Below are 24,402 nucleotides of genomic sequence, written 5' to 3' on the forward strand. Positions count from 1 at the left end.
CATTTACTAAATAATAAAAAATTGAGGTGGTATATGGCTCAGCAATTTGATGTTGTGATTGTCGGTGGTGCGATGACAGGCTCGATTTTAGCATTGGCATTGAGTAGTTTTACGGATAACAAAATGCAAATTGCGATTGTGGAAAAGATCAAACCAGACTTTAAAAGTCAGGGCGGATTTGATGCGAGAAGTATCGCATTGGCACAAGGAAGTTTGCAAAAATTACAAAAAATTCAACCGCTTGGTACGACAAATTTGAGCGATGTCGTGCGTCGTATTAGCACTTCAATTCAAAAAATTCAGGTTTCAGATCAACATCACTTTGGTAAAACGACTTTAAAAGCTACCGAAATGCACTTGCCACAATTGGGCGTGGTGGTTGAGCTTGCCAAACTCGGTTTTGAGCTTTCACAACTTATTCAAAAACATTCTAATATTCAGCTTTTCTGCCCTGATACTGTTGCAAATATTGAACGAAATCAGACCGCTTGTGAAATCACTTTAAACTCTGGTCAGCAATTAAAATCGGCGTTAATCGTAGCGGCGGACGGTATTCAATCACAAATTGCTAAACAATGTGGCGTGGAAACGGTACAGTTGCGAGATTATAATCAATCGGCGATTATTGCGAATGTGGAAATTTCTCAACCTCACCAGCAACAAGCCTTTGAGCGTTTTACTTTACAAGGACCTTTGGCATTATTGCCATTGTGTGAAACGGCAGAGGTCAAAAATCAGATGTCGTTGGTGTGGTGTGTGAATGATCCAACGGAATTATTGGGTTTATCTGATGAAGAATTTTTGGCAAAACTTCAACAAAATTTTGGTTGGAAATTAGGTAAGTTTTTGCGTACTAGCCGTCGTTTTAGTTATCCATTACAATCCCAAAAAGCCACTTCCCATATTCATCATCGCTTGGCCATTGTTGGCAATGCTTCACAATTATTACACCCTGTTGCAGGGCAAGGCTTTAATTTGGGAATGCGAGATTTATTTGAATTAGCGAAATTGCTTTCAGGTGCTTTTGAGCAAGGTAAGGATTTAGGGGATTATGCTCTGTTAAGTCAATTCGAGAAAAATCGTTTAGCGGATCAGAATAAGATTATCCGTTCAACCAGTGGTTTGATTTCTATTTTTTGCTGCGAATTTTTACCGATTCAGCTTGCGAGAACCTTAGGGTTGATTGGCTTAGATCATTTTAAAATAGGGCGAGAATGGGTCGCTAATCGTGCATTGGGGTGGTAGGTATAGTTGAAAAAAGTCGCTTTTTTTCAACTATACCCTCTAATAAATCTATTGTCTTATTCTCTATAATTCTGAATAGAAGTATCTTAATAAAAATTTACTATTTTTCCAAAGGCCACAACCAAGCTGCCCCTCGAACCCCACTAGAATCACCGTGCATTGCTTTTTTGATCGGTGTTTGGAATTCTCGACCAAAGATATAATCATTCATTAAGCGTGGTACGTTGGTATATAAACGTTCAATATTACATACCCCACCCGCAAAGATAACCACATCAGGATCTAATACATTAATGTATTCCGCCAATGATTTTGCCAAACGTCTTTCATAAGCTTGCAGAGATTGTTCCGCAATCGGATCGCCTTGTTCAGAAAGTTGAACAATTTCATTCCCTTTTAAACGAGTGCCTGAGCGTCTTTCATAATCAGCACATAAGCCTGTCCCTGAAATAAATTGCTCAATACACCCAGCTCGACCACAATGACAAGCTTTACTTTCCATTACTGCTTTTTCTTCGTCATCTTGCCAAGGTAATGGATTATGTCCCCACTCTCCACCAATACCATTAGCACCATTATGAGGTTTGCCATTGATCACGATACCTGAACCACAGCCAGTACCTAAAATTAAGGCAAGAACAATATCTTTCCCAGCCCCTGCTCCATCTGTTGCTTCTGAAACTGTCATACAGTTAGCATCGTTAGCAATACGAATTTCACGTCCTAATAATTTTTCTAAATCTTTATCTAAATATTGCCCATTCAACCACGTAGAATTAGCATTTTTTACTTTACCCGTAAACGGAGAAATTGTCCCTGGGATACCCATTCCTACCGTACCCGTTTGCCCTGTTGCTACTTCGGCATCATCAACTAAACCTTTAATTGCTTGCAATGTATCTGGATAAGAGCCTTGTGGTGTTGGTACACGTTTTCTAAATAACTCTTCACCTTGATCCGATAGGGCAATTACTTCAATTTTTGTACCACCTAAATCAATCCCAATTCGCATAATATTCTCCTTTTGTTCAAATAATTATTCAAAACATTTTATCTAGTAAGCGGTCACTTTTAGTTTATTTTTTGCAAATTTTTATCACAATCATACCGCTTACCTTAATTTAACATATCGAATATAAAGCAATATAAAGTAATACTTTATTTGCTGTATTTGATAAATTAAGTCCTGTAATCTGAGCAATTTTGTTTAATCTATATTCCAAAGAATTACGATGAATATTTAAAATATTCGCTGTACTCACCGATTGCATATTGTTTTCAAACCACGTAAACAACGTGTTTCTTAGTATGCCGTTTTCGTCTGCCTCTTTTAATTTCTGCATAATACAATCTAATTCTTCTTTCTCCCAACCTTGTTTTAATTTCTCAAATAAAATAGGAAGAATAAGCTCCTGATAAATATATATTTTTTTATTAGGGCATCGAATTTTAGCTGCTTGTAATGTCGCTTTAGCTGTTTGATAAGAAGTGGCTATATGATGAGGATTATATTGTGCCACATAACGACCTATCGCAACAGTGACAGTAAAATGTGGCTCTTCAATATAATTAATTAACTGTTGCATAGAAGCGATATGTTGTTCCAAATCCCATTTCTCATCACTGTCTAATGCTGGCGTTAATAATACTAATTGAGAAAGAGATCGTTGAATAACAAGATTTTGCTTATTTTGTGCCATTAACCATTTTTGAATCATTTGAATTCTATCTACCATCACCTCAAGAGAATCACTCTCCATTTCAATGATACAAGCTATACGAGGAGAAGTTAAATCAATATCTAAATAGTCCGCCCACTTTAGTATTTCAGACGTCATCTCTTTAGAATGTAATAACGTTGAAATTAAAGTTTCCGTTAAACAGGTTTTATGGGTAAACATTTTTAAACTCATATGATGGAATAATAGGCAGATTATATTATATAATCAGATTAAATACAGAAAATTAATATATTTATTTATAAGGTAAATATTATGAGTGATCTTTTATTTAAACTGAATAATGTTATTCAAAATTACGCTTGGGGAAGTAAAACATCGTTAAATCAGTTATTTGACATTCCTAATCCTGATAACAAACCTCAAGCAGAACTATGGATGGGAGCACACCCAAATGGCTGCTCTAAAAATGCAGAAACTGGGGAGTTGCTCTCAACACTAATTAACCAGAATATTGCAAATTTTTTAGGTAATCGTACCGCTTCACAATTTGGAGAATTACCTTTTTTATTTAAAGTATTATGTGCAGAAGAACCACTCTCTATTCAAGTTCACCCTAATAAAAAGAAAGCTGAATTGGGTTTTGCTAAAGAAAATGAAAAAGGGATCGACTTAAAAGCCCCTAATCGTAATTATAAAGATCCTAATCACAAGCCTGAACTCGTGTATGCCTTGACCCCTTACAAAGCAATGAATGGATTTCGCCCTATTGAGCAAATCATTAGTTTGTTTAAAGAAGCTAACCTACTGAGCCTTAAAAAAGAAATTTCAGCCTTAAAACAATCACAAAATAGTGAAGGATTAAAACGCTTTTTCAGTGCCATTATGTCATTAAATAATGAACAAAAAGACCAAATCTTAACAGAACTTTATACTCAACTAGAGAAAGGGGCTAAAACAAAATTAGGCAAAGAGGCTTTTGATTATATTCAACATTTTCGTCAATATTATGATAATGATATTGGGTTATTATCGCCATTAATGTTAAATACGATTGAACTTCAACCTAACGAAGCAATGTTTTTATATGCTGAAACACCTCACGCTTATGTACAAGGAACAGGTCTTGAAATTATGGCAAATTCTGACAATGTATTACGTGCAGGTTTAACCCCTAAATATATTGATGTTGCAGAATTAATTGATAACACAAAATTTGACTCTATTTCACCTGAGAATATCAAAATAGAACCAAATAATAACAATGAATATCCTATTCCTGTGCCAGATTTTAAATTTGCAATTATGACGGTAACAGAAAATGTAAAAACACACTCGTTAAACAGTGCGGAAATTTTATTTTGTACAAAAGGGGAAATTATAATTCACTCTCACAACAAACAAATTATTCTTCACAAGGGAGAATCTGCTTTTATTGGTTACGGTTTAGAAAGTTATCAGTATAGTGGTAAAGGTTTGATTGCAAGGGCTTACGTATAAGTATTTTAAATCACAAAATTAAATGATATAACCAAGGAATTTAAACATTTGCAAAAAATTTAAAGCAAGTGACCGCTTATTTTTTTATACCAAATGAAAATACTTGTAAAGCCTACCCCAATCCCTTAAAAAATGCGATAATGGTCACCATTTTTGGAAAGTATTGTGGGAATATGGTTGATTATCTTTTATTAATTATTAGTACAGCCTTAATTAATAACTTTGTATTAGTAAAGTTTTTAGGGCTTTGCCCTTTTATGGGTGTATCTAAAAAAATAGAAACAGCGATTGGTATGGGGTTAGCGACAACCTTTGTGCTAACCGTTGCATCACTTTCTGCCTATTTAATTGAAAGCTATATTCTTGCCCCTTTTAATGCACAATTTTTACGAACCCTTGCCTTTATTCTGATTATTGCGGTCGTCGTACAATTAACAGAAATGTTAGTACATAAAACCAGTCCCGCTCTTTATCGCCTATTAGGTATTTATTTACCCTTAATTACCACAAATTGTGCCGTGTTAGGGGTGGCTCTATTAAATGTGAATTTATCCAACAACCTAGTGGAATCAGTATTATATGGTTTTGGTGCAGCAGCGGGTTTTTCATTAGTCTTAGTGTTATTTGCTGCTTTACGTGAACGTTTAGCCGCCGCAGATGTTCCTCATATTTTTCAAGGATCTTCTATTGCATTAATTACCGCTGGGTTGATGTCCCTTGCCTTTATGGGCTTTACAGGGTTGGTTAAAATCTAATGCTGACCTATTATGTTATCGCCATTTTAACCATTATTGCTCTTATTGTAGGGGCTGTACTTGGTTACGCCTCAATAAAATTAAAGGTTAAAGCCGATCCTATTGTTGAAAAAATTGATGCAATCCTGCCTCAAAGTCAATGTGCTCAATGTGGTTATCCAGGCTGTAAGCCTTATGCGGAGGCGATTGCCAACGGCGATGATATTACGAAATGTATACCAGGTGGACCTCCTTTAGTTATTAAAATAGCTGATTTAATGGGCGTTGAACCGCCAGAAATGGAAGGTGAAGCACCAGAAGAAATGGTGGCATTTATTGAAGAAGATATGTGTATTGGTTGTACTAAGTGTATTCAGGCTTGCCCTGTTGATGCGATTATTGGTACAAATAAAGCAATGCACACCATTATCCCTGAGTTATGTACTGGCTGTGAGCTTTGTGTTGCACCTTGTCCAACGGATTGTATTAAAATGATAAAATCAAAACAAGCAACACCAAAAAGAAATTGGACACTGGATGAAAACTTGATTATTCCTATTGTCAATACCACAGAAATACAAAAGAGAATAGTGGTGGGAGGCGATAATGAAAAATGATGCAGTAAGTCGTATCCGCCAAAATAAACTGTGGGATTTCCCGGGTGGCATACATCCCCCAGAAATGAAATCGCAATCAAATCAAACGCCTATTAAACGTTTGCCATTGCCAAGCCATTTTTATGTACCAGTAGTGCAGCATTCTGGTTCTGCGGGGGACTTGAGCGTTAAAGAGGGAGATAAAGTTTTAAAAGGACAACCTTTAACTCAAGGTGAGAATTTTAGACAATTACCTGTTCACTCTCCAACATCAGGACGAGTGATTGCTATTGGTGAACATATTTCAACCAACATCAATGCGTCACCTGAATTAACGGTGGTTATTCAAGCAGATGGTGAAGATAAATGGTGTGAGCGTTGCCCCATCACTGATTACACTCAATATGATAGCGGTACGATTATTGATAAAATTTACCAAAAAGGTGTTGCAGGGTTAGGTGGCGCAGTATTTTCAACCTCATCAAAATTACATTATGCGGATACTCGCTGTGAACTGTTGATTATCAATGGTGCAGAGTGTGAGCCTTATATCACCTGTGATGATCGTTTAATGCAGGATTATACCGCTGAAATGATTGAAGGCATTGAGATTTTACAATATGTATTACAACCTCAAGAAGTGGTGATTGCGATTGAAGATAATAAACCCAACGCCATTAAAGCGGTACGATCTGCCTTAAAAAATGCAAAAAATATTCAACTGCGTGTTATACCAACTAAATATCCATCAGGATCATCGGATCAGCTAGTCCAAGTTTTAACAGGACTTGAAATTCCACAAAGCAAACGTACGATTGAAATGGGCATTGTTATGCACAATGTGGGAACGGCTTATGCCGTAAAACGTGCGGTGATAGATGATGAAGCCTTGATTGAACGAGTCGTCACCTTAACAGGTAATCGTATTGGGCAAAAAGGCAATGTGTGGGCGAGATTAGGTACACCATTAAATTATTTATTGGAACAAGTACAATTTGAAGAAAGCAAATGTTTCCCCGTTTTGATTGGTGGACCTTTAATGGGCTTTAGTGTGCCAACATTACAAGTGCCAGTAACCAAAACCGTAAACTGTGTGATTGCGCCTAATGTGGATGAATATAGTGATGAAGAGTTAGAGCGTAATTGTATCCGTTGTTCAATTTGCTCTGATGCCTGTCCGATTGGTTTGTTACCACAACAACTATATTGGCATTCTCGAGCTAAAGATCACGATAAAGCAAAAGCTTATAATTTGGATGCCTGTATTGAATGTGGAATTTGTGCTTTTGTCTGTCCGAGTAATATTCCGTTGGTACAATATTTTAGAGATGAAAAAGCCGAAATTGCTGAAATTGAGCGAAAAGAAAAACAAGCACTTGAAGCAAAACAACGCTTTGAAGCTCGTGAAGCTCGCTTACAAAAAGAAAAAGAAGCACGAGAAAAACGTATTCAAGAAGCGGCTGATAAACGTCGTGAACAGATATCAAAACAGCAGGGAGAAGATCCTGTTCAAGCGGCTCTCGCTCGCTTAAAATCAAAAAAAGAGCAAGCTCAAAAAGTAGAAATTAAAGCGATTAAAACAACGATTGCAGGTGAGCCAGATAACAGTGAGTTAATGGCACTACGCAAAGCTAGACGCTTAGCCAAACAGCAACAAGCGGTGACTTCTGAGCAACAATTTGCAAAAAATGAAACTTCACAAACAGAACAAGATCCTCGTAAACTGGCCGTTGCACAAGCCTTAGCAAGAGCCAAAGCGAAAAAAGAGGCTCAACAAAAAGAACAGCAAGCGGTCACTTCTGAGCAACAATCTGCAAAAACAGGCACGACACAAACAGAACAAGACCCTCGTAAACTTGCCGTCGCACAAGCGATAGCAAGAGCTAAAGCAAAAAAAGAGGCTCAACAAAAAGAGCAACAAGCGGTCACTTCTGAACAACAATTTGCAACAACAGATACTGCAAAAACAGAACAAGATCCTCGTAAACTTGCCGTCGCACAAGCGATAGCAAGAGCCAAAGCCAAAAAAGAGGCACAACAGAATAATCAAAAGGAAGATAATAATGTTTAAGATGGCAAGCTCTCCACATACTCACTCCAGCAATCTCACTGCAAAATTTATGCTATGGGTAATGGGGGCGATGTTACCTGCATTGGCAGTGCAGTGTTACTATTTTGGTTATGGTGTACTTATTCAAATAAGTATTGCATTGAGTTTGGCAACTTTCATTGAATTAGCTGTTGCAAAATTACGTCATAAACCCACCGCTTATTATTTAGCAGATTTGACGGGGTTAGTCACAGCAATGATGTTGGCAATGGCAATTCCACCTTATGCACCTTACTGGATTATTGTGATTGGAACCTTAGCGGCATTGTTGTTAGCGAAACATTGTTATGGTGGTTTGGGGCAAAATATTTTTAATCCTGCAATGGTAGGCTATGCGTTGTTGTTAGTTTCTTTTCCAGTACAAATGACTTCGTGGGCAGTGCCTGTTGAACTATTGAAACATTCCCTTAATTTTAGTGATCATTTATCGTTAGTTTTCTCAGGGGTGACTACTCAAGGTATTGATTTGTACCAATTAATTAGTCAAGTTGATGGTATTTCTCAAGCAACGCCATTAGACAGTGCAAAAACCTTTTATGCTAGTTTATGTTCTGATTGTAATCCTGATGTCGCTTATTATGATCTTGTAAAATCGCCAATTTTTATTAAAGGAAGTTGGTATGTTGCACAAGGCTGGTGGCAAGTAAATGTGGCATTTTTATTGGGTGGATTGGTGTTACTCTATAAACGTATTATTCATTGGCAAATTCCTGTTGCAATGTTAAGTGTGTTCACGTTGTGTGCATTCTTAACTGATATGCTCCTTGCTGATTTGACTTCTCACTTAAGTTTTTATGCTCAATTACTCAGTGGAGCAATGATGTTCGGGGCGTTTTTTATTGCAACGGATCCTGTCACTGCCTCTACTACTCCTCAAGGTAAGTTAATTTTTGGAGCCTTGATTGGGTTATTACTTTATATCATTCGTTATTATGGAAATTACCCTGATGCCGTTGCATTTTCTGTTTTACTAGCAAATATTTGTGTTCCATTAATAGATCATTATACTCAACCACGTTTATATGGCACTAAATTAGGGAAAAGGAGATAAGATGAAACCGTTTAATATTTCAATGCGTTATGCTTTTATCTTAGCAACGGTTGCATTGGTTTGTACTTCTTTTTCTGTGGGTATTTATTGGCTGACAAAAGATAAAATTGATAATGTTATCGCACAGCAACAGCGTCAATTTTTAAATGAAGTTATTCCTCACAACATAATGGATAATGATATTTTAGCCACTTGTAAAAAAATACAATTAGCAGACTATCCTTTCTTAAATAGAATATATTTTGCAAAAAAAAGGAATAAAGTGACCGCTTATGCTATTCAAAGTACCGCACCCAATGGCTATGCTGGTGATATTGTATTACTGGAAGGCTTTCAACTTGATCGTTTAGAAAAAAGTGTAAAAGTACTAGGCGTACGAGTATTAACTCATAATGAAACACCGGGATTGGGAGATAAAATTGATATTAGAATATCAGATTGGATCCTCTCCTTTAATGGAAAAAAACTCAGTTTAAATGAGATTTCCGAAAATAAATACGGTGGTAAATATGATCAACTGACAGGAGCAACATTAACGGCCTATCTGTTAGAAAATAATGAAAAACAGTGGTTCGTTAAGAAAGATGGCGGTACTTTTGATCAGTTTACTGGTGCGACAGTTACACCAAGAGCGGTAGTTAATAATGTACGAGAAAGTGCGAAGTGGTTTGTAACAACCTTACTGTTGCAACCCAAATTAATTAGAACATTTCCAGATTGTAATTAGGAATAAAAATGACAGAAAATCAAATTCCCATTAAACAAATTGAAGATACACCAGCCCCCTCTTCAGAATGGAAAAAATTACTCAAAGATGGTGTGTGGAAAAATAATGGTGCATTAGTACAATTATTAGGATTATGCCCTTTATTGGCAGTATCTAATAACGTGACTAATGCCTTAGGCTTAGGAATAGCAACCTTAATGGTGTTAATTTGTACTAACACCCTTGTTTCACTGTTCAAAAAATTTACGCCTCACGATATCCGTATTCCTATTTACGTAATGATTATTGCCACAATGGTAACAGCGGCTCAATTATTGATGAATGCTTTCGCTTATCCTATTTATCAATCTCTGGGTATTTTTATTCCATTGATAGTGACTAATTGTATTGTAATTGGGCGAGCTGAAGCCTATGCCTCTAAAAACTCGGTTATACACTCTGCTTTCGATGGCTTTGCAATGGGATTAGGAATGACCATTGTGTTAGTGGTATTAGGTGCGATGCGTGAGTTAATCGGCAGAGGCACCTTATTTGATGGTTTAGATCTATTGCTGGGTGACTGGGCAAAGGGATTACGTTTAGATATTTTTAATTTTGACTCAGGTTTATTACTCGCAGTACTTCCGCCCGGTGCATTTATTGGGTTAGGGATTTTACTTGCTGGAAAAAATTGGATAGAAAAAAATGGTAAAAAATGAGTAAAATCATACCGCTATCCTAGTTCTTACACATCAAATCAAGCTAATAAAAAATAGAAACTTTAAAGCCAGTTACTAAATCTTTCTTAATTTTTTTAGGAGCTTTAATACCATATCCAATAAAAGCATCTAATGAGAGATGAGAACCAAATATTTTTACTCCTAGTGTTGAGCCTGCTAAGCTTTTTCCAGCTAAATGCCGAGTACTTTCACCACTAACAAAGCCATAATCTAGTGTAAGATATGGCATTAATGTTATATTTTTTATACTTGATAAACGTACCAAGCGCCCCAGTTCTTGTTGAACAACTAACCCTTTTTCACCTGATAAACTATACTCTCCATCAAAACCTCGTACAGAATAACGACCACCAATACTTAAGAGATCTTGTGGTATCAAATGATGGCGACTATATTGTCCAAATATATTAATTTTATATTGATAAGGTTGATTTAATAACTGAAACGGATATTGCCAACTTGCGTTTATTGACCAAATACTAGGTTTAGACTCAACGTTGCTGACATAGCTTTCTGGGGCTGGTATAGCAGAAAAAGCGCCTGTACCATGTTGATATTTTATCCCAAACTTTATATCCCCTAATTTAGTTTGATATTGATGTTGTAACCCAAAGCTCCAAGCAAAAGATTTGCGACGTTGAACTTCAATTTCTTCATCATCAAAAAAATTCTGTGATTTTTTATAATAGCCGCCAAGGGTCATAGATGTTTTTAATTCACTATTTCTATATAAAATACGTTGTAGTTCTACTTGCTCCTGAATAGTTTTACCGCTATAAACAATATCATTATTTAACCCTATAAGCGTTTGATGGAAGTTATGATTACTATGGCTGAAAGACAACATCCAATTTTTAATTGGTAATGTATAGCCTACATAAAAGTTACTTGAATTAGATTTGGTTTGTGTATGATTCCATTGTTCAATGGTGTGTGAATAAGACAAATCTAATACATCATTTATATTTAATGGATTATCTACGACACTGGAGAATGTTGCCTTATATTTCCCTGTATCTTTACTTCCTGAATCATCAATATTTACATTAAAATGTAGCGGGAAGGTTCTTTTATAATTGAGTATAAAATCACTAATACCATTATCAGGATCACTATTTTCATTGATAGATGGAATAACTTGAATATTAACATTGGCTGATTGAGGTAAACGTAAGTTTTCTAAACTTGTTTCAATATCTCTTAAATTAATAATATCACCACTTTTTAATGTTAATGCATTATAAGTCGTCACTTTCTTTGTTGAATGATTGCTCATTAAGATATTATTTAAGCGCCCTGGAATAATGGTAATGACCAAATTGCCTGTCGTTAAATCTTGTGACTGAATTATGGCTTGAGAGGTTATATAACCTTGTTCTAATAGCTTATTTTGAATACTACGAGAAATTTGGTTTAATCCTTGCAGCCCAATGCATTGACCGATAATACTATATTTCCCTTTTCTTAAATGGCTAATACTATCAATAAAAGTGCTTCGAGCATCATTAGGTGTTTTTATTTGCAACTCATTAATAATAAAACAGGGTGTTTCATTTTCTACAATTTTATCAATATTTGTTTGTATTTCTTGTTTTAATGGTGTAAATGGTCGAGATTTTTGTGCTGTAAGCTGCTCAATATGTTGTTTAAATTGTTGATATTGAGTTTGGTTAATTTCATTTATATTTTTGGCATAAGCATCTGTTACCAAAGAGAATGCGATTAAAAATAATGCAGTATTAAATAGATTTCCTACCTTCATATAGTTATATATTAGTCATATTATCAATGTATTACAATTATATCATAAATACAAATCATTATCAATTGCATTTATTTTTATTGCTAGATATAATTTTATCATTCTTAGAAAGCATATTAATTTTATATTTATTATAGGAGCTAATCTTTATGAACAAACAATGCTATCGAGTGATATTCAACAAAGCCCGCGGAATGTTGATGGTAGTAGGTGAAATTGCCAAGAACCATAGTAAATCTAGAGAACATAAACAACAAAATAGTAAAAAAATTGATAACAAAATACCATCATATAGCAAGCTAGCCTTAGCCATTTTATGCTCTCAAATATTAACAATTCAACAAGTATTAGCAACGAATACTCAGATTAATAATACTGCAAATAATATTCCTAAAAATCAAAGAGCATTACTTTTAAAAGCAAACAATGGTACGCCTATTGTTAATATTCGTACCCCGAATAGTAAGGGTTTATCCCATAATAGTTATAATCAATTTAATATTGGTGATAATGGTGTTGTGTTAAACAATAGTATTGGAGGAGCTAACACACATTTAGCTGGAAATATTAAAGGTAACCAATATCTTGCCAAAGGTACTGCTAGTACTATTTTAAATGAAGTACGCAGTACCTCTCCATCACAATTAGCGGGAAATATAGAAATTGGTGGACAAAAAGCTGATGTCATTATTGCAAATCCTGCTGGTTTACAAGTAAATGGGCTTGGTTTTATTAATGCTAATAGAGCCACTCTTACCACAGGTAATGCAAAAATTCTTAATGGTGAAATAGATACTATTAATGTTGATAAAGGAAAGGTGTCATTCAACAATAATAAAAATGGTTATGCCTTAGGAGGTAAAGCAGAAGAGAATGCCAATTATGTAGATGTTATTGCAAAAGCAATTGAAGTAAACGGCAAGATGAATAGCAAACATAGCATAAATCTTATTTCAGGTACTAACAACGTTAGTTATGACTTATTAACTACCACAGATAAAACAAATACTGAAAAACAAAAAAGTGCAAATATTGCAATTGATGTGACCGCTTTAGGAGGAATCTATGCTAATTCAATTACCTTAGTCGGAAATGAAAATGGTGTGGGTGTACGCAATGCGGGTAATATTTCTGCGGGTTCAAGAGTGGTACTTAATAGCTCAGGGAAGATTGAAAATATCGGTACAATTGAAACTTCAAGCAAGGATACAGGATATATTGGTATTGAAGCTAAAGAAATTGAGCATAAAGGAACAATTAATAGCTATGGGATGATTAGTAGTTATGGAATGATTGATATAAAAGCTGAAACTGATATTGTACTAGAAAAAGGAAGAATAAAATCAAAGCAACCAGAAAAAAATAACCATATAAGAAATAACGTTTATTTAAATGCAGGTAGAAATATTACAATAAATAATAAAGGAGGAATTGTCTCAAATAGTGATTTGCTAATAAATGCAAATAAAAATATTACGATGGTGAATCAAGGAGTTGCAGCATCAAAACATATTACAAATATTCATTCTGATAATAACTTGTTACTCAATAATGCATTGGTTAGAGGTAATAATCTTTATATTGATTCTGGTAATAATAAAAATAAATCTGTTACTGTTATTCATAATAGTATAGTGAAAGCTAAAGAGAATATGAATATTGGTTCTCAAGGTGGAGTTATTATTGATAATAAGGATAATAAAGTTATAGCTAAAAATATTATTATTCAAGGTAATAAATCAGCCCAAATAAAAAATACAAAAAATATTGAAGTAGGAAACTCATTTCTACTCAAAGGAAATAAAGCAACTGTTAGCAATAGTCATATTACCGCAAAAAATGGTATTCAAGTTATCGGCGAGAAACAACAAGCAACCTTAGAAAATAGTACGCTAAATAGTGATAACGGTGCAGTAGTTGCAATTTCTCAAAAAAATAACCTTAATATTGACAAAGTTAATATCAATGCAAATTCAACAATTTTAGCTGCAGATAAAGATATTAATGTAACTAATAGTGATTTAAAAACAGACTCGACAATTATTAATGCGAATAAAAATATTAATCTGGATAAGGTAATTATTAATAATAAAGACTCTAAATCAGTCGGTAATATAAATCTAAGCACTCAAGGAGAAACCACTATTACTCATTCAACGATGAGTAGTACAGGAGTAATAGGGATTAATGGTGTCAAAAATGTAACCATTGCCGATGCAAACTTGGCTCATACACCAACTAACAAAGGTATAAATGCAGATATTATTATTTCCTCTCAAAAAGGAACTTTGCACCTTAAAGGAATTAGCGGAAAAGAAGGAGTTGGTTCTGAAAAAGTGGTTAACTTAACAACGATTGGAGATGTTAATTTAAGTGGAAAAGAGGTTGTTATTGAAGGTGCTAATATCTCTTCCCATAATAAAGGGACTAATATTACCGCAACTGATGGTAGTGTAAAACTCAAAGGAGTGAAAAGTAGTTTTAAAGATAAAGTATCACAACATAAAATTAATGCTCTTAACGAGTATATTGAGAATATGAAACCATCAACTGTTTATGTGCCTAATGGTATGGAAAGTTTTATATTTGTTACTTATAAATCTTTAAATCAAATATCTAGTGAATTAGAGCAATATAAAAATCATAATTCTGTAAATGTTTCAAATTTAAAAAACAGATTTCCTATTCTAAGATTTTTTAATCAGGTAGTTAATAGCTCTAATTTTAATTTTTCTAAAGAACAAATGATTCTTTTAGAAGATTATAAAAAGGTATTTAGTTTATTAACTGAAAAATCAAACTATTCAACGCTTTCTAAAAATGAATTTGATTTATTAAAAAATAGTCTAAAAAATTTACCGAAGCCGCCTAATTTTGAACGGTTCACTAGATATAAATTAGCCAATAATAAATACAATAATCTAAAAACAGATTTTGAAAATATACTAAATATATCAAAAAACACTAGCACAGGCGAAGAACACAAAGAAGTGAATATCAAAGCAACTAATGATGTAAATATAGTCACTAAAGAAGGAGGCATACTCCTTGAGGGTTCTGATATTACCAGTAATAAAGGTGGTATCAATATTATAGCAGATGGAAATTTAGCCACAGGTGAAACCATTCGAGTTACAGCCCTTGCGGATCTATATCATAGAGGCGATGCATCTAATGGCAAAATTACTGGTTCAAACTATATGCTCCATCAACTTGTGAACCAAGCAAAACTTACTGCAAATAAGGATATAAATATTGCAGGAAAAGGCAACAAAAAATTAGGGGGTATTAATAATGCAGTCATTATCAATAGTGCTAATATTAACGCTAAGGATAATGTAAATATAGCATCTATTACTGGTGATACTCTTCTAGAGTCTTCGCAAATTAGTTTTATGGATGGAAGTCAGCATACTAGCACTTCTCATTCATGGCTAGGTCTTAAAAAGAAAAGAAAGACTACAACCAAAACCAAAGAAAATAGTTATGCCATTACTTCTAATATAAAGGCTAAAAATATCAACCTTAAATCTGATGGTGATATTAGGGTTTATGGTTCAAAATTTGAAGCAAATAACAATGGAAAAATAAATATTTCAGCAGGTAAGGGATTATATCTATACGCCATTGAAAATAGAGAAAATAGCACAGAAGATGTAACCAAAAAATCCAGCTTCTTAGGCATAAGATATAATAAAGATCATACCAATGATGCCCGAGATGTTATTGAACAGCTTCCAGCAAAATTAATCGGAGAAAAAGCATATACAAAATCTGGTCATAATACTTTATTACAAGGTACCATCTTTGAAACTTTAAAACCTGCTGATATTAAAGTGGGAGTAGGTAAATATGCGGATAAAGATGCAAAATTAATCTTACAACCAATAATCAAACAAATTACCAATGTACACACCCAAGAAAAAAGCAATATAGTATGGCAAAAACAGGTAAATTCAGGCAATGTAACGACCACTGCACAAATGCCTAAATTTACCCATACACCAACTATTACAACTGCAAATGGTATAGATATCACTGTTCCTATTAGTATTAGTGTGAAAGATAATGAAGCAGTAAAAAAACAACTGTTAACTCAGCAAGAACTAGGAAAGTTAGCGATTGAATTATCAAAACAGCCAGGTTATGAGTATCTGAAAGAGTTAGATAAAAAACATAAAATCAACTGGAAACAAGTTGAGTTAATACAAAAAAACTGGAACTATAAACAAGAAGGGCTAACAGGGCCAGCTGCGGCAATAATTGCGATTGCAGTAACCGTTGCAACAGGCGGTGCAGGAGCGGGAATTGGCGCTTCATTATTAGGTACGACAACCGTATTAGGAAGTGCGGTTGCAAATGCAGCTTTTGCAAGTCTTGCGTCTCAAGCGTCAATCAGTCTTATTAATAACAAAGGGGATATAACTCGAACTCTAAAAGACTTAGGACATAGTGAAACAGTAAGAGGAATGGCAACCGCGGCATTAACCGCAGGTATTGGTGAAAAACTAAATATCACCAGTATAGGAGATGGCTTTGCTGGTGATTTAGCTAATGGTGTAGCAACGGGTGTGAGCAACGCATTGGTTGATGCGGCTATTAACGGTACAGATTTAGAAGATGCTTTAAAGAATAGTCTGCGAGCAGCGTTAGTGAATGTTGTATCAGCCAAAGTCTTTACAAAAGTCGTTAAGCCAATAGATGCAGATGATTTTGCCAGCAATCTTGCCCATAAATTAGTAGCTGGAGGAGTAGGCTGTTTATCCGCAAAAGGCAATAAACAAAGCTGTGAAGCAGGAGCATTAGGCGCTGTTGTTGGGGAAATGGTCGCTGATTATATGGTAAAACCATCTCAAAAATATATTGTACTCAAAGATGGCTCTGTTCTCAGCCCTTTAACAGATGATGAAATTAAATATATTAAAAATATAGGTAAACTAACAGCAGCAAGTATCGCTTTACTAACAAACACCGATGTTAATGTTGCTTCAAATAGTGCAGAACTTGCTATAGAAAATAATGGACTTTGTGGTGGTGCTTGTATTGCTGGAATTATTGCAGCTGGAAGTTATATTTTTTACTCTGGTGATGGCGATCCAATAGAGGGTTTAGAGCAGATAGGAAAAGGAGATGATCCTTTATCTAAAGCAATGGCAGCGGGTGTTAGTAGTGCTATTGAGTTGTCTGCGAAATATTACCCTGAAAAAACCAAAATTGTATTGGATATACTGGAATATGCAGATAGTGCAATTGATGCAACAATTACATATCTTGATGAAAATACGGGAAAACATATTTCAACCCGTTGGAATGAAATGCCAGAAAAAGTAAGAAATAGAATAAAAGGAGGTACATCTGTTGTTGGTATCTTTATTCCTGCTCCTTCTATTAAAATGCTAAAAAACCTTAGGTTAAAGAAAATAGGTAAAGTAGATCTAGATATAGTAAAAAATAATATGGTCTGTAGTGGAATTAGTTGTTTTGTTGCAGGAACACCAATTCACACCATCAATGGAATTAAACCAATAGAAGAAATAGGTATTGGTGAACTGGTTTGGTCAAGAGAAGAATTTGGGGATAACTATGCTTACAAACCAGTTATAGTAACCAAGGCAACAGAAAATCAGCCTATTTATGCGGTTAAAGTTAAGCATAATAACGGTTTAGAGGAAACGTTTAACACCACAGAAGAGCATCCATTCTTTATAGATGGGCAAGGTTGGAGAAAAGCATCAATTCTTGAAAGCGGTATGCGAATGCTGGATAAAGAAGGCAAGGCAACTGCAACTATTATCAGCCAAGAAAAGCTAGACAAAACCGATACCGTTTATAACTTTGAAGTTCAAGAGTTCCATACTTATCATATAGGAGAGATTGGACTTTGGGTGCATAATGCGGATTGTTGTAAGATTACAGAAGTTGGAGATAAAATTAAGTCGAATACACCTGCTGAGGCAACTATATCTGGATATATTTCTGGTAAAAAATTAAATATATTTGGTAATCAGATTAAAAAATCAGAATTATCTCCAACACAACAAAATATCATAGATGATATTATCAAAAACGGGGATATAACGGGTAAGAAAACAGAAGCACTAACCAGCTCTATTTTAAAAGATGCAAATCTAAAAGAGCTAGCTGGTTCAAAATATGGAGGCAATAAAGGTTTTGACCATGTTGTAAAAGACAGCAATGGCAATGTAACTATTATTTTAGATTCAAAGCAATTAAAAAATGGCGGAGCAAGTAAAGTTGGTACAAGTAAACCCGGTAATCAGTTGAGTGATGCTCATATTCGTGAAACAGTAAGAAATTTACCAGATGGACCTGCTAAAAATGCCATTGAAGATGCATTGGAAAGTGGCACCTTAAAAACAGCTGTTATTGGTGTTGATAAACGTACAGGTGATATCAAGTTTGTTCCTGTTGTTGTACCTAATAAAAAACCATAAAAGAGGTAATAAATTATGAAAATATTAGAAAATAAAAAAGCTCAAGAACGATTACAACATGTAATTTCGCATTATTCTTCAGGTTGGATAAATAAACCTGAAAGGAAAGACTTTTTATGCAATAGAATTGTTCTCAAAGAGGATAATTTTTACACTTGTTTTAGAAGCTTACAAGGATATTGTGATCTAAAACTAATTTATGATTGGTTTCATAATCCTGATGTAAATGCAGTCAGACACTTATGTTATAACTACAGTAAGTTGTTTTATGTGTGTTCCCAACCTCCTTACAGTTATTATGATTGCGAAGAACTTTTTGCTTATGAAAATATGGCATGGGAAGGTGTGTGGTTTTTACTTTCAAACCATGTGCCACTCATTAAAGAATATGCCAAACTAGATCAACTATTTGGCAAGCAGTCAAACAATCCAAATTCACCAGATTTTTACACAAAACAATTTTTTGTGGCATTGCGTGGTGATTGGAAAGAGTTAAAACAACGCTGTGAAACGATACTTGCTAATCCACCGAAAAGTGGTAGGGGTAAGCAATATATGTTAGATCATAAATTTTATTTAGGTCTAGCGAATGGCGATGTTCAAGGTATGCAAAAAGTAATAGATAAACTGCTTGAGCCTAAGGTTATGGGGCGTAGAAAAAGTTATGAAAGCGGTTATACCAAAGATTTAATCTGCACCCCTGTGCTTTTATATTTAAAATTAGCTTTGTATCACGGCTATGAACTGCAAGTAGATAATCCTTATATTCCTAACGAGTGGTTACCTATGACACCACTTGATGAATATGTTGATGAGTTTGATTTTATGAAAAATTATAAAATTTAATAATCAACGTACACACTCAAGAAAAAAGTAATATAGTATGGCAAAAACAGGTAAATTCAGGCAATGTAACGACCACTGCACAAATGCCTAAATTTACCCATACACCAACTATTACAACTGCAAATGGTATAGATATCACTGTTCCTATTAGTATTAGTGTGAAAGATAATGAAGCAGTAAAAAAACAACTGTTAACTCAGCAAGAATTAGGAAAGTTAGCGATTGAATTATCAAAACAGCCAGGTTATGAGTATCTGAAAGAGTTAGATAAAAAACATAAAATCAACTGGAAACAAGTTGAACTAATCCAAAGGAGCTGGAACTATAAACAAGAAGGATTAACAGGACCAGCAGCGGCAATAATTGCGATTGCAGTAACCGTTGCAACAGGCGGTGCAGGAGCGGGAATTGGCGCTTCATTATTAGGTACAACAACCGTATTAGGAAGTGCGGTTGCAAATGCAGCTTTTGCAAGTCTTGCGTCTCAAGCGTCCATCAGTCTTATTAATAACAAAGGGGATATAACTCGAACTCTAAAAGACTTAGGACATAGTGAAACAGTAAGAGGAATGGCAACCGCAGCATTAACCGCAGGTATTGGTGAAAAACTAAATATCACCAGTATAGGAGATGGCTTTGCTGGTGATTTAGCTAATGGTGTAGCAACGGGTGTGAGCAACGCATTGGTTGATGCGGCTATTAACGGTACAGATTTAGAAGATGCTTTAAAGAATAGTCTGCGAGCAGCGTTAGTGAATGTTGTATCAGCCAAAGTCTTTACAAAAGTCGTTAAGCCAATAGATGCAGATGATTTTGCTAGTAATCTCGCCCATAAATTAGTGGCTGGAGGAGTGGGCTGTTTATCCGCAAAAGGCAATAAACAAAGCTGTGAAGCAGGAGCATTAGGAGCTGTTGTTGGGGAGATGGTCGGTGACTATTTAGTTGAACAAGGGCAAGAAGGTGATTTAACTCCAGAAGATAAAGCAAAAATTCTGAATATTGCTAAATTAACTGCAGGTTCCGTTGCTTTGGTTGTAGGTGTTGATGTTAATACAGCAACTAATAGTGCGGGAGTGGCTGTTGAGAACAATTCTCTAAAATTAATTACCACTACATATAAAATAGGTAAAAAAGTATTTAAGATTGCGGTTAAGAAAGGAAAAGTGCGTCTTAAAGATTTAAAGAAAGCCTTAAAAGAAGAAGGCTTTGATATTGCAGATGATTTAATTACTTTATTTGATGGTGAATTAACAATAGAAGATGGATTTGCTATTCTTGATTTGGTGATAGGAACAGAGCTCAACAATGCTAATAGAGGAAAAGCTGCTAAAAATTGGGAGAAATCTTTGGGCGTGCAGTTATTAGCGTAGATAATATGTCACAATTCTTTAAACATACTGATTTTGGAAAGTTGGTAGGTTCCATATCAAAACAAACAGCTAAGATGTATCAAGGTCAATCAGTATATGAAGCTAAAAAGAAAATAGGAGAGTTTATTAAAAAAGGCGACCAATTTTATTTAGATAATAAGCACAAGGACCACCTTGAAGTTTTTGATAAAAGAGGAAATTTTAAGCATGTTTTAAATTTAAATGGTACTAGAAATTTTAAAAAAACAGAAATTGCTAGAAAAGAAAAAAGGATATTAAGATGAGTCAACTAAAAAACTTAAAAAGATTAGATATATTAAAACACATTATGATGTTTATCTTAAATAAAAATGGTATTACAAATGAAGAGCTTATAGATGATTGGAATCCAGAAACAAAACATTGTAATTGGGATGCTGATTATTCTATATCTTGGGAAAAGGAGTTAGAAGGTGATTTAGTAAGATTATATAAGTGGATAGATTTACTAGATACTGGTGTTAGAAATAATGATAAAGAAGCAATTGGAGGAGCATTAGCAATAACAGGTTCAGTTTGTATTGATATTGGCGGTTTTTTTGATGGATTCCGAGATTCATTAGAAAAGATATTAGCTTTGAACTATCAAGGAGGAGAATTTAATTATGTGATAGAAAAACCAAATACAGAAATTAGCCAATTAGCCAATTTAGATAAACTTGATTTATTAAGAAATCTGATGATTTATTTTATAAATAAACATAATTTTCAAATAAGTGAACTAGATATAGCTCATTGTAAAATTAGCTATTCTCATAACTGGGAAAAATATATTAGGGAAAGTTTAACAGAATTAGACAACCATATAATAAGATTAGAATCTTTTATTCAACAAGATAATAGGGAAGAAATAGGTAAAGAATTAATGATGATCAAATCCTATTCTGTGGATTTAAGTACTCTTTTTTATTCTTTAGATAAAGATTTAGTAGAAATACTTGTAGCAGAATAGATTTAGAAAAAGCCTTAACAAATAGCCTATGTTACGCTCTTGTAAATTAAAAACAAAATCGTGAAGCACGAGTGTTCGGGGCTATTATTGGGGGAGATGGTCGGTGACTATTTAGTTGAACAAGGACAAGAAGGCGATTTAACCCCAGAGGATAAAGCAAAAATTCTGAATATTGTTAAATTAACAGCAGGTTCTGTTGCTTTAGTTGTGGGTGTTGATGTTAATACAGCAACTAATAGTGCGGGAGTGGCTGTTGAGAATAATTCTTTAAAAATAGTTACTACTACATATAAAGTCGGAAAGAAAGTATTTAAGATTGCAACCAAGAAAGGCAAAGTAACGATTAAAGATTTAAAGAAAGCCTTAAAAGAAGAAGGCTTTGATATTGCTGATGATTTAATTACTTTATTTGATGGCGAATTAACGGTAGATGATGCACTTGCTGTACTTGATTTAGTGGTAGGCACAGAGTTCAATAATCGTAAACAAAAAGTAGATATGATTATTCTCAAGCGGGGCGTAAATAAAAACCCCTATACTTTTAAAGAACTAAGTGCTATAGCAATAAAAAAAGGCTATGAGCCTAAAAAAGTAAGTGGACAAATATTACTTTATAATAAAAAAGGTAATCCCAAATATCTAATCAGATCTAATACCAGTCATAAAGGAGATGTATTTAAAGGGTTTAATGATGAAAAATCTGCTATAAATGCAGCTAAAAGCGGACGTAGTATAGAAAACGATAGAATCGGTAGTTATGATATTCATTTAAATAAGGTAGGTAAATAATGGGATTTAATTTTTTTAATCTCTCTAGGTTTAAAAATGAAGTTGAGATTACTAAGTCAAGTTGGTGGGATATTGAGGATTATATTGCACAAAACGGAGTAAGTAATATCTCAGAATATCTTTCAATTGAAGATGATTTTATAGCATTCTTAAAAGAATTTTATGATGAATTTTCAACTAAACAAAAAGATTCTTTAGGATGTGGATTTTTAGCATCTCATATTATAGTACATACTAATATAGCAATAGTTAATGATTGTTTTTTTTATGGAATGAATAAAAAAAACGCCATTAAAAAACTATTATACATAGAGAAACAAAATATTAATTTTTTAGAAGAAAAGGATATTATTTTCTTATTTCGGTGTTGGATTCGGGAATTATGTAATGTATATCTTTTCGATGTTAGTACAGGTAGCTTTTTAAGAGCTTCTGACTCTCCATTTTCATTTGAACTCATGCTAAAAAACTATGAGTGTAAAGATATATTCAGTGAATATCCAAATATTGGGGTATCTGTAACTATGGATCCAGAGCATGATATCGAATATATCCCTCCTAAAAATTTTGGGGAAGTAATTACAGAATTTAAACGGCATTGATATTAGTATAATACATACTATTAAAAAATAAATTTTTAGTGTCTTAAGACCCTCGGATATTTACATATACACTAATCATACCTAAATTAGAACAAGTTATGTATTAGTTTGTTTTTCCTACAAATTAGTTGCCAGTAGCGTTGGCTGTTTATCAGCAAAAGGTAAAAAGCAAAGTTGTGAAGCAGGAGCGTTAGGGGCTGCTGTTGGGGAAATGGTCGGTGACTACTTAGTTGAACAAGGACAGGAAAACAATTTAACTCCAGAAGATAAAGCAAGAATTCTAAATATTGCTAAATTAACCGCAGGCTCTGTTGCTTTGGTTGCAGGTGTTGATGTTAATGCAGCGACGAATAGTGCGGGAGTAGCGGTTGAAAATAATTCTTTAAAAATAGTTACTACTACATATAAAGTAGGAAAGAAAGTATTTAAGATTGCAACCAAGAAAGGCAAAGTAACGATTAAAGATTTAAAGAAAGCCTTAAAAGAAGAAGGCTTTGATATTGCTGATGATTTAATTACTTTATTTGATGGTGAATTAACAATAGAGGATGGATTTGCTGTACTTGATTTAGTGGTGGGTACAGAGCTCAATAATGCTAATAAAGGAAAGGCGGCTACAAAAATAAAAGAGATTTTTAGTAAATCTATGAATAATACGGCTCTCATTGGGCAAAGTTTTGGTAAAGTTGGTACGGTTGTTCATAAGCCAAATATAAATATTACACAATTAACAGATCATTATATTAAACAAAAGTTAACTAGAGGAGTAACTTCAGAAATGGTTATGAAAGCCGTTAAAAATCCTAAAGTTGTTCTGAAACAAAGCAGTGGAAATCATTTATATCTTACTACAGAAACAGCTGTTGTTTTAAATTCTCAAGGAAAAATTATCACGACTTATAGTAAAGATTATTTTGATAATACTATAAAAACAATCTTAGGAGTTTCTAAATGATAAATTTAAAAGATTTGAAAAAGATACTTTTTGAAGAATGGGATCCGATAGGAATAAACTCAAATAATCTACTTTTCGATGAATATGATGAATATGCTAAAAGTCTCTATAAAGTTTTAGCTAAAAACGATATTAGTAGTCATCAAATTATAGCTTTATTAAATCATTTTGAGTCTAATATTGGAACAAGTTCTACTCTAATTCAAAAAAAACAAACAGCAGATAAGATTCTGGCTTGTAACAGAAAGAGTTAAATTATATAACTGAGGGC

20 protein-coding genes are annotated in these 24,402 nt (G+C 34.0%); 17 read left to right on the top strand and 3 right to left on the bottom strand.

Annotated elements, in window-relative coordinates; all coding sequences use genetic code 11:
- The first annotated feature begins 33 nt into the window (after positions 1-33).
- Complete coding sequence (ubiH, locus tag KGI96_RS08215; RefSeq protein WP_211597284.1) at positions 34-1,245, top strand: 2-octaprenyl-6-methoxyphenyl hydroxylase; 1,212 nt, start codon at positions 34-36, stop codon at positions 1,243-1,245.
- A 100-nt stretch (positions 1,246-1,345) separates the two neighbouring features.
- Here the strand turns inward: ubiH and mak are convergent, their stop codons facing one another.
- On the bottom strand, positions 1,346-2,257 hold the full coding sequence (gene mak / locus KGI96_RS08220) for a fructokinase (RefSeq protein ID WP_211597283.1): 912 nt from the start codon (positions 2,255-2,257) through the stop codon (positions 1,346-1,348).
- A 109-nt stretch (positions 2,258-2,366) separates the two neighbouring features.
- Complete coding sequence (locus KGI96_RS08225; protein ID WP_211597282.1) at positions 2,367-3,146, bottom strand: helix-turn-helix domain-containing protein; 780 nt, start codon at positions 3,144-3,146, stop codon at positions 2,367-2,369.
- 93 nt (positions 3,147-3,239) lie between these two features.
- On the opposite strand from KGI96_RS08225, the gene manA reads away from it, so the two are divergent.
- The 7 genes from manA (at position 3,240) to KGI96_RS08260 (ending at position 10,340) form a co-directional block, all read left to right on the top strand.
- On the top strand, positions 3,240-4,424 hold the full coding sequence (gene manA / locus KGI96_RS08230; protein WP_211597281.1) for a mannose-6-phosphate isomerase, class I: 1,185 nt from the start codon (positions 3,240-3,242) through the stop codon (positions 4,422-4,424).
- A 173-nt stretch (positions 4,425-4,597) separates the two neighbouring features.
- Positions 4,598-5,179 (top strand): electron transport complex subunit RsxA, encoded by a 582-nt coding sequence (gene rsxA, locus KGI96_RS08235; protein WP_090923003.1) that lies wholly within the window; start codon positions 4,598-4,600, stop codon positions 5,177-5,179.
- The gene (rsxB, locus tag KGI96_RS08240; RefSeq protein WP_090923005.1) at positions 5,179-5,775 is read left to right on the top strand and encodes an electron transport complex subunit RsxB; all 597 of its coding nucleotides are present in this window, start codon (positions 5,179-5,181) and stop codon (positions 5,773-5,775) included. The genes rsxA and rsxB overlap by 1 nt, the downstream gene beginning before the upstream one ends.
- Positions 5,765-7,825 carry an electron transport complex subunit RsxC gene (gene rsxC, locus KGI96_RS08245; RefSeq protein ID WP_211597280.1) on the top strand — a complete coding sequence of 687 codons (2,061 nt, stop codon included), beginning with the start codon at positions 5,765-5,767 and terminating at the stop codon, positions 7,823-7,825. Before rsxB ends, rsxC begins: the two co-directional genes overlap by 11 nt.
- The gene (gene rsxD / locus KGI96_RS08250; RefSeq protein ID WP_211597279.1) at positions 7,818-8,915 is read left to right on the top strand and encodes an electron transport complex subunit RsxD; all 1,098 of its coding nucleotides are present in this window, start codon (positions 7,818-7,820) and stop codon (positions 8,913-8,915) included. Before rsxC ends, rsxD begins: the two co-directional genes overlap by 8 nt.
- Position 8,916: 1 nt before the next feature.
- Entirely contained in the window at positions 8,917-9,642 is a 726-nt protein-coding gene (rsxG, locus tag KGI96_RS08255; protein WP_211597278.1) for an electron transport complex subunit RsxG, read from the top strand.
- Positions 9,643-9,650: 8 nt separating this feature from the next.
- Positions 9,651-10,340 (top strand): electron transport complex subunit E, encoded by a 690-nt coding sequence (locus tag KGI96_RS08260; RefSeq protein ID WP_211597277.1) that lies wholly within the window; start codon positions 9,651-9,653, stop codon positions 10,338-10,340.
- Positions 10,341-10,383: 43 nt separating this feature from the next.
- Here KGI96_RS08260 and KGI96_RS08265 read toward each other — a convergent pair whose 3' ends face one another.
- Complete coding sequence (locus tag KGI96_RS08265; protein ID WP_211597276.1) at positions 10,384-12,123, bottom strand: ShlB/FhaC/HecB family hemolysin secretion/activation protein; 1,740 nt, start codon at positions 12,121-12,123, stop codon at positions 10,384-10,386.
- Positions 12,124-12,272: 149 nt separating this feature from the next.
- Between KGI96_RS08265 and KGI96_RS08270 the strand changes: the two genes are divergently transcribed.
- From KGI96_RS08270 to KGI96_RS08310, 9 genes are all read left to right on the top strand, one after another.
- Positions 12,273-18,578 carry a two-partner secretion domain-containing protein gene (locus KGI96_RS08270; RefSeq protein WP_213156430.1) on the top strand — a complete coding sequence of 2,102 codons (6,306 nt, stop codon included), beginning with the start codon at positions 12,273-12,275 and terminating at the stop codon, positions 18,576-18,578.
- 15 nt (positions 18,579-18,593) lie between these two features.
- The gene (locus tag KGI96_RS08275) at positions 18,594-19,424 is read left to right on the top strand and encodes an immunity 49 family protein (RefSeq protein WP_211597274.1); all 831 of its coding nucleotides are present in this window, start codon (positions 18,594-18,596) and stop codon (positions 19,422-19,424) included.
- Between the two features lie 83 nt (positions 19,425-19,507).
- On the top strand, positions 19,508-20,794 hold the full coding sequence (locus tag KGI96_RS08280) for a DUF637 domain-containing protein (protein ID WP_211597273.1): 1,287 nt from the start codon (positions 19,508-19,510) through the stop codon (positions 20,792-20,794).
- Positions 20,758-21,078, top strand: coding sequence for a hypothetical protein (locus KGI96_RS08285; RefSeq protein ID WP_211597272.1), 321 nt, complete (start codon positions 20,758-20,760; stop codon positions 21,076-21,078). The genes KGI96_RS08280 and KGI96_RS08285 overlap by 37 nt, the downstream gene beginning before the upstream one ends.
- Positions 21,075-21,785 (top strand): hypothetical protein, encoded by a 711-nt coding sequence (locus tag KGI96_RS08290; protein ID WP_211597271.1) that lies wholly within the window; start codon positions 21,075-21,077, stop codon positions 21,783-21,785. Before KGI96_RS08285 ends, KGI96_RS08290 begins: the two co-directional genes overlap by 4 nt.
- A 96-nt stretch (positions 21,786-21,881) precedes the next feature.
- Positions 21,882-22,574, top strand: coding sequence for a VENN motif pre-toxin domain-containing protein (locus KGI96_RS08295; RefSeq protein WP_211597270.1), 693 nt, complete (start codon positions 21,882-21,884; stop codon positions 22,572-22,574).
- Positions 22,574-23,176, top strand: a complete 603-nt coding sequence (locus KGI96_RS08300; RefSeq protein ID WP_211597269.1) for a hypothetical protein — start codon at positions 22,574-22,576, stop codon at positions 23,174-23,176. The genes KGI96_RS08295 and KGI96_RS08300 overlap by 1 nt, the downstream gene beginning before the upstream one ends.
- Positions 23,177-23,387: 211 nt before the next feature.
- Positions 23,388-24,131, top strand: coding sequence for a VENN motif pre-toxin domain-containing protein (locus tag KGI96_RS08305; protein WP_211597268.1), 744 nt, complete (start codon positions 23,388-23,390; stop codon positions 24,129-24,131).
- Positions 24,128-24,385 (top strand): hypothetical protein, encoded by a 258-nt coding sequence (locus tag KGI96_RS08310; RefSeq protein WP_211597267.1) that lies wholly within the window; start codon positions 24,128-24,130, stop codon positions 24,383-24,385. Before KGI96_RS08305 ends, KGI96_RS08310 begins: the two co-directional genes overlap by 4 nt.
- Positions 24,386-24,402 lie beyond the last annotated feature (17 nt).

It is taken from the genome of Phocoenobacter atlanticus subsp. cyclopteri, from assembly GCF_018343795.1.
Classification (GTDB): Bacteria; Pseudomonadota; Gammaproteobacteria; order Enterobacterales; family Pasteurellaceae; genus Phocoenobacter; species Phocoenobacter atlanticus.

Bases quoted from the DNA above. Each gene is read 5' to 3' on its own strand.
- ubiH (WP_211597284.1), top strand. From the start codon at position 34: ATGGCTCAGCAATTTGATGTTGTGATTGTCGGTGGTGCGATGACAGGC.
- mak (WP_211597283.1), bottom strand. From the start codon at position 2,257: ATGCGAATTGGGATTGATTTAGGTGGTACAAAAATTGAAGTAATTGCC.
- KGI96_RS08225 (WP_211597282.1), bottom strand. From the start codon at position 3,146: ATGTTTACCCATAAAACCTGTTTAACGGAAACTTTAATTTCAACGTTA.
- manA (WP_211597281.1), top strand. From the start codon at position 3,240: ATGAGTGATCTTTTATTTAAACTGAATAATGTTATTCAAAATTACGCT.
- rsxA (WP_090923003.1), top strand. From the start codon at position 4,598: ATGGTTGATTATCTTTTATTAATTATTAGTACAGCCTTAATTAATAAC.
- rsxB (WP_090923005.1), top strand. From the start codon at position 5,179: ATGCTGACCTATTATGTTATCGCCATTTTAACCATTATTGCTCTTATT.
- rsxC (WP_211597280.1), top strand. From the start codon at position 5,765: ATGAAAAATGATGCAGTAAGTCGTATCCGCCAAAATAAACTGTGGGAT.
- rsxD (WP_211597279.1), top strand. From the start codon at position 7,818: ATGTTTAAGATGGCAAGCTCTCCACATACTCACTCCAGCAATCTCACT.
- rsxG (WP_211597278.1), top strand. From the start codon at position 8,917: ATGAAACCGTTTAATATTTCAATGCGTTATGCTTTTATCTTAGCAACG.
- KGI96_RS08260 (WP_211597277.1), top strand. From the start codon at position 9,651: ATGACAGAAAATCAAATTCCCATTAAACAAATTGAAGATACACCAGCC.
- KGI96_RS08265 (WP_211597276.1), bottom strand. From the start codon at position 12,123: ATGAAGGTAGGAAATCTATTTAATACTGCATTATTTTTAATCGCATTC.
- KGI96_RS08270 (WP_213156430.1), top strand. From the start codon at position 12,273: ATGAACAAACAATGCTATCGAGTGATATTCAACAAAGCCCGCGGAATG.
- KGI96_RS08275 (WP_211597274.1), top strand. From the start codon at position 18,594: ATGAAAATATTAGAAAATAAAAAAGCTCAAGAACGATTACAACATGTA.
- KGI96_RS08280 (WP_211597273.1), top strand. From the start codon at position 19,508: ATGCCTAAATTTACCCATACACCAACTATTACAACTGCAAATGGTATA.
- KGI96_RS08290 (WP_211597271.1), top strand. From the start codon at position 21,075: ATGAGTCAACTAAAAAACTTAAAAAGATTAGATATATTAAAACACATT.
- KGI96_RS08295 (WP_211597270.1), top strand. From the start codon at position 21,882: ATGGTCGGTGACTATTTAGTTGAACAAGGACAAGAAGGCGATTTAACC.
- KGI96_RS08300 (WP_211597269.1), top strand. From the start codon at position 22,574: ATGGGATTTAATTTTTTTAATCTCTCTAGGTTTAAAAATGAAGTTGAG.
- KGI96_RS08305 (WP_211597268.1), top strand. From the start codon at position 23,388: ATGGTCGGTGACTACTTAGTTGAACAAGGACAGGAAAACAATTTAACT.
- KGI96_RS08310 (WP_211597267.1), top strand. From the start codon at position 24,128: ATGATAAATTTAAAAGATTTGAAAAAGATACTTTTTGAAGAATGGGAT.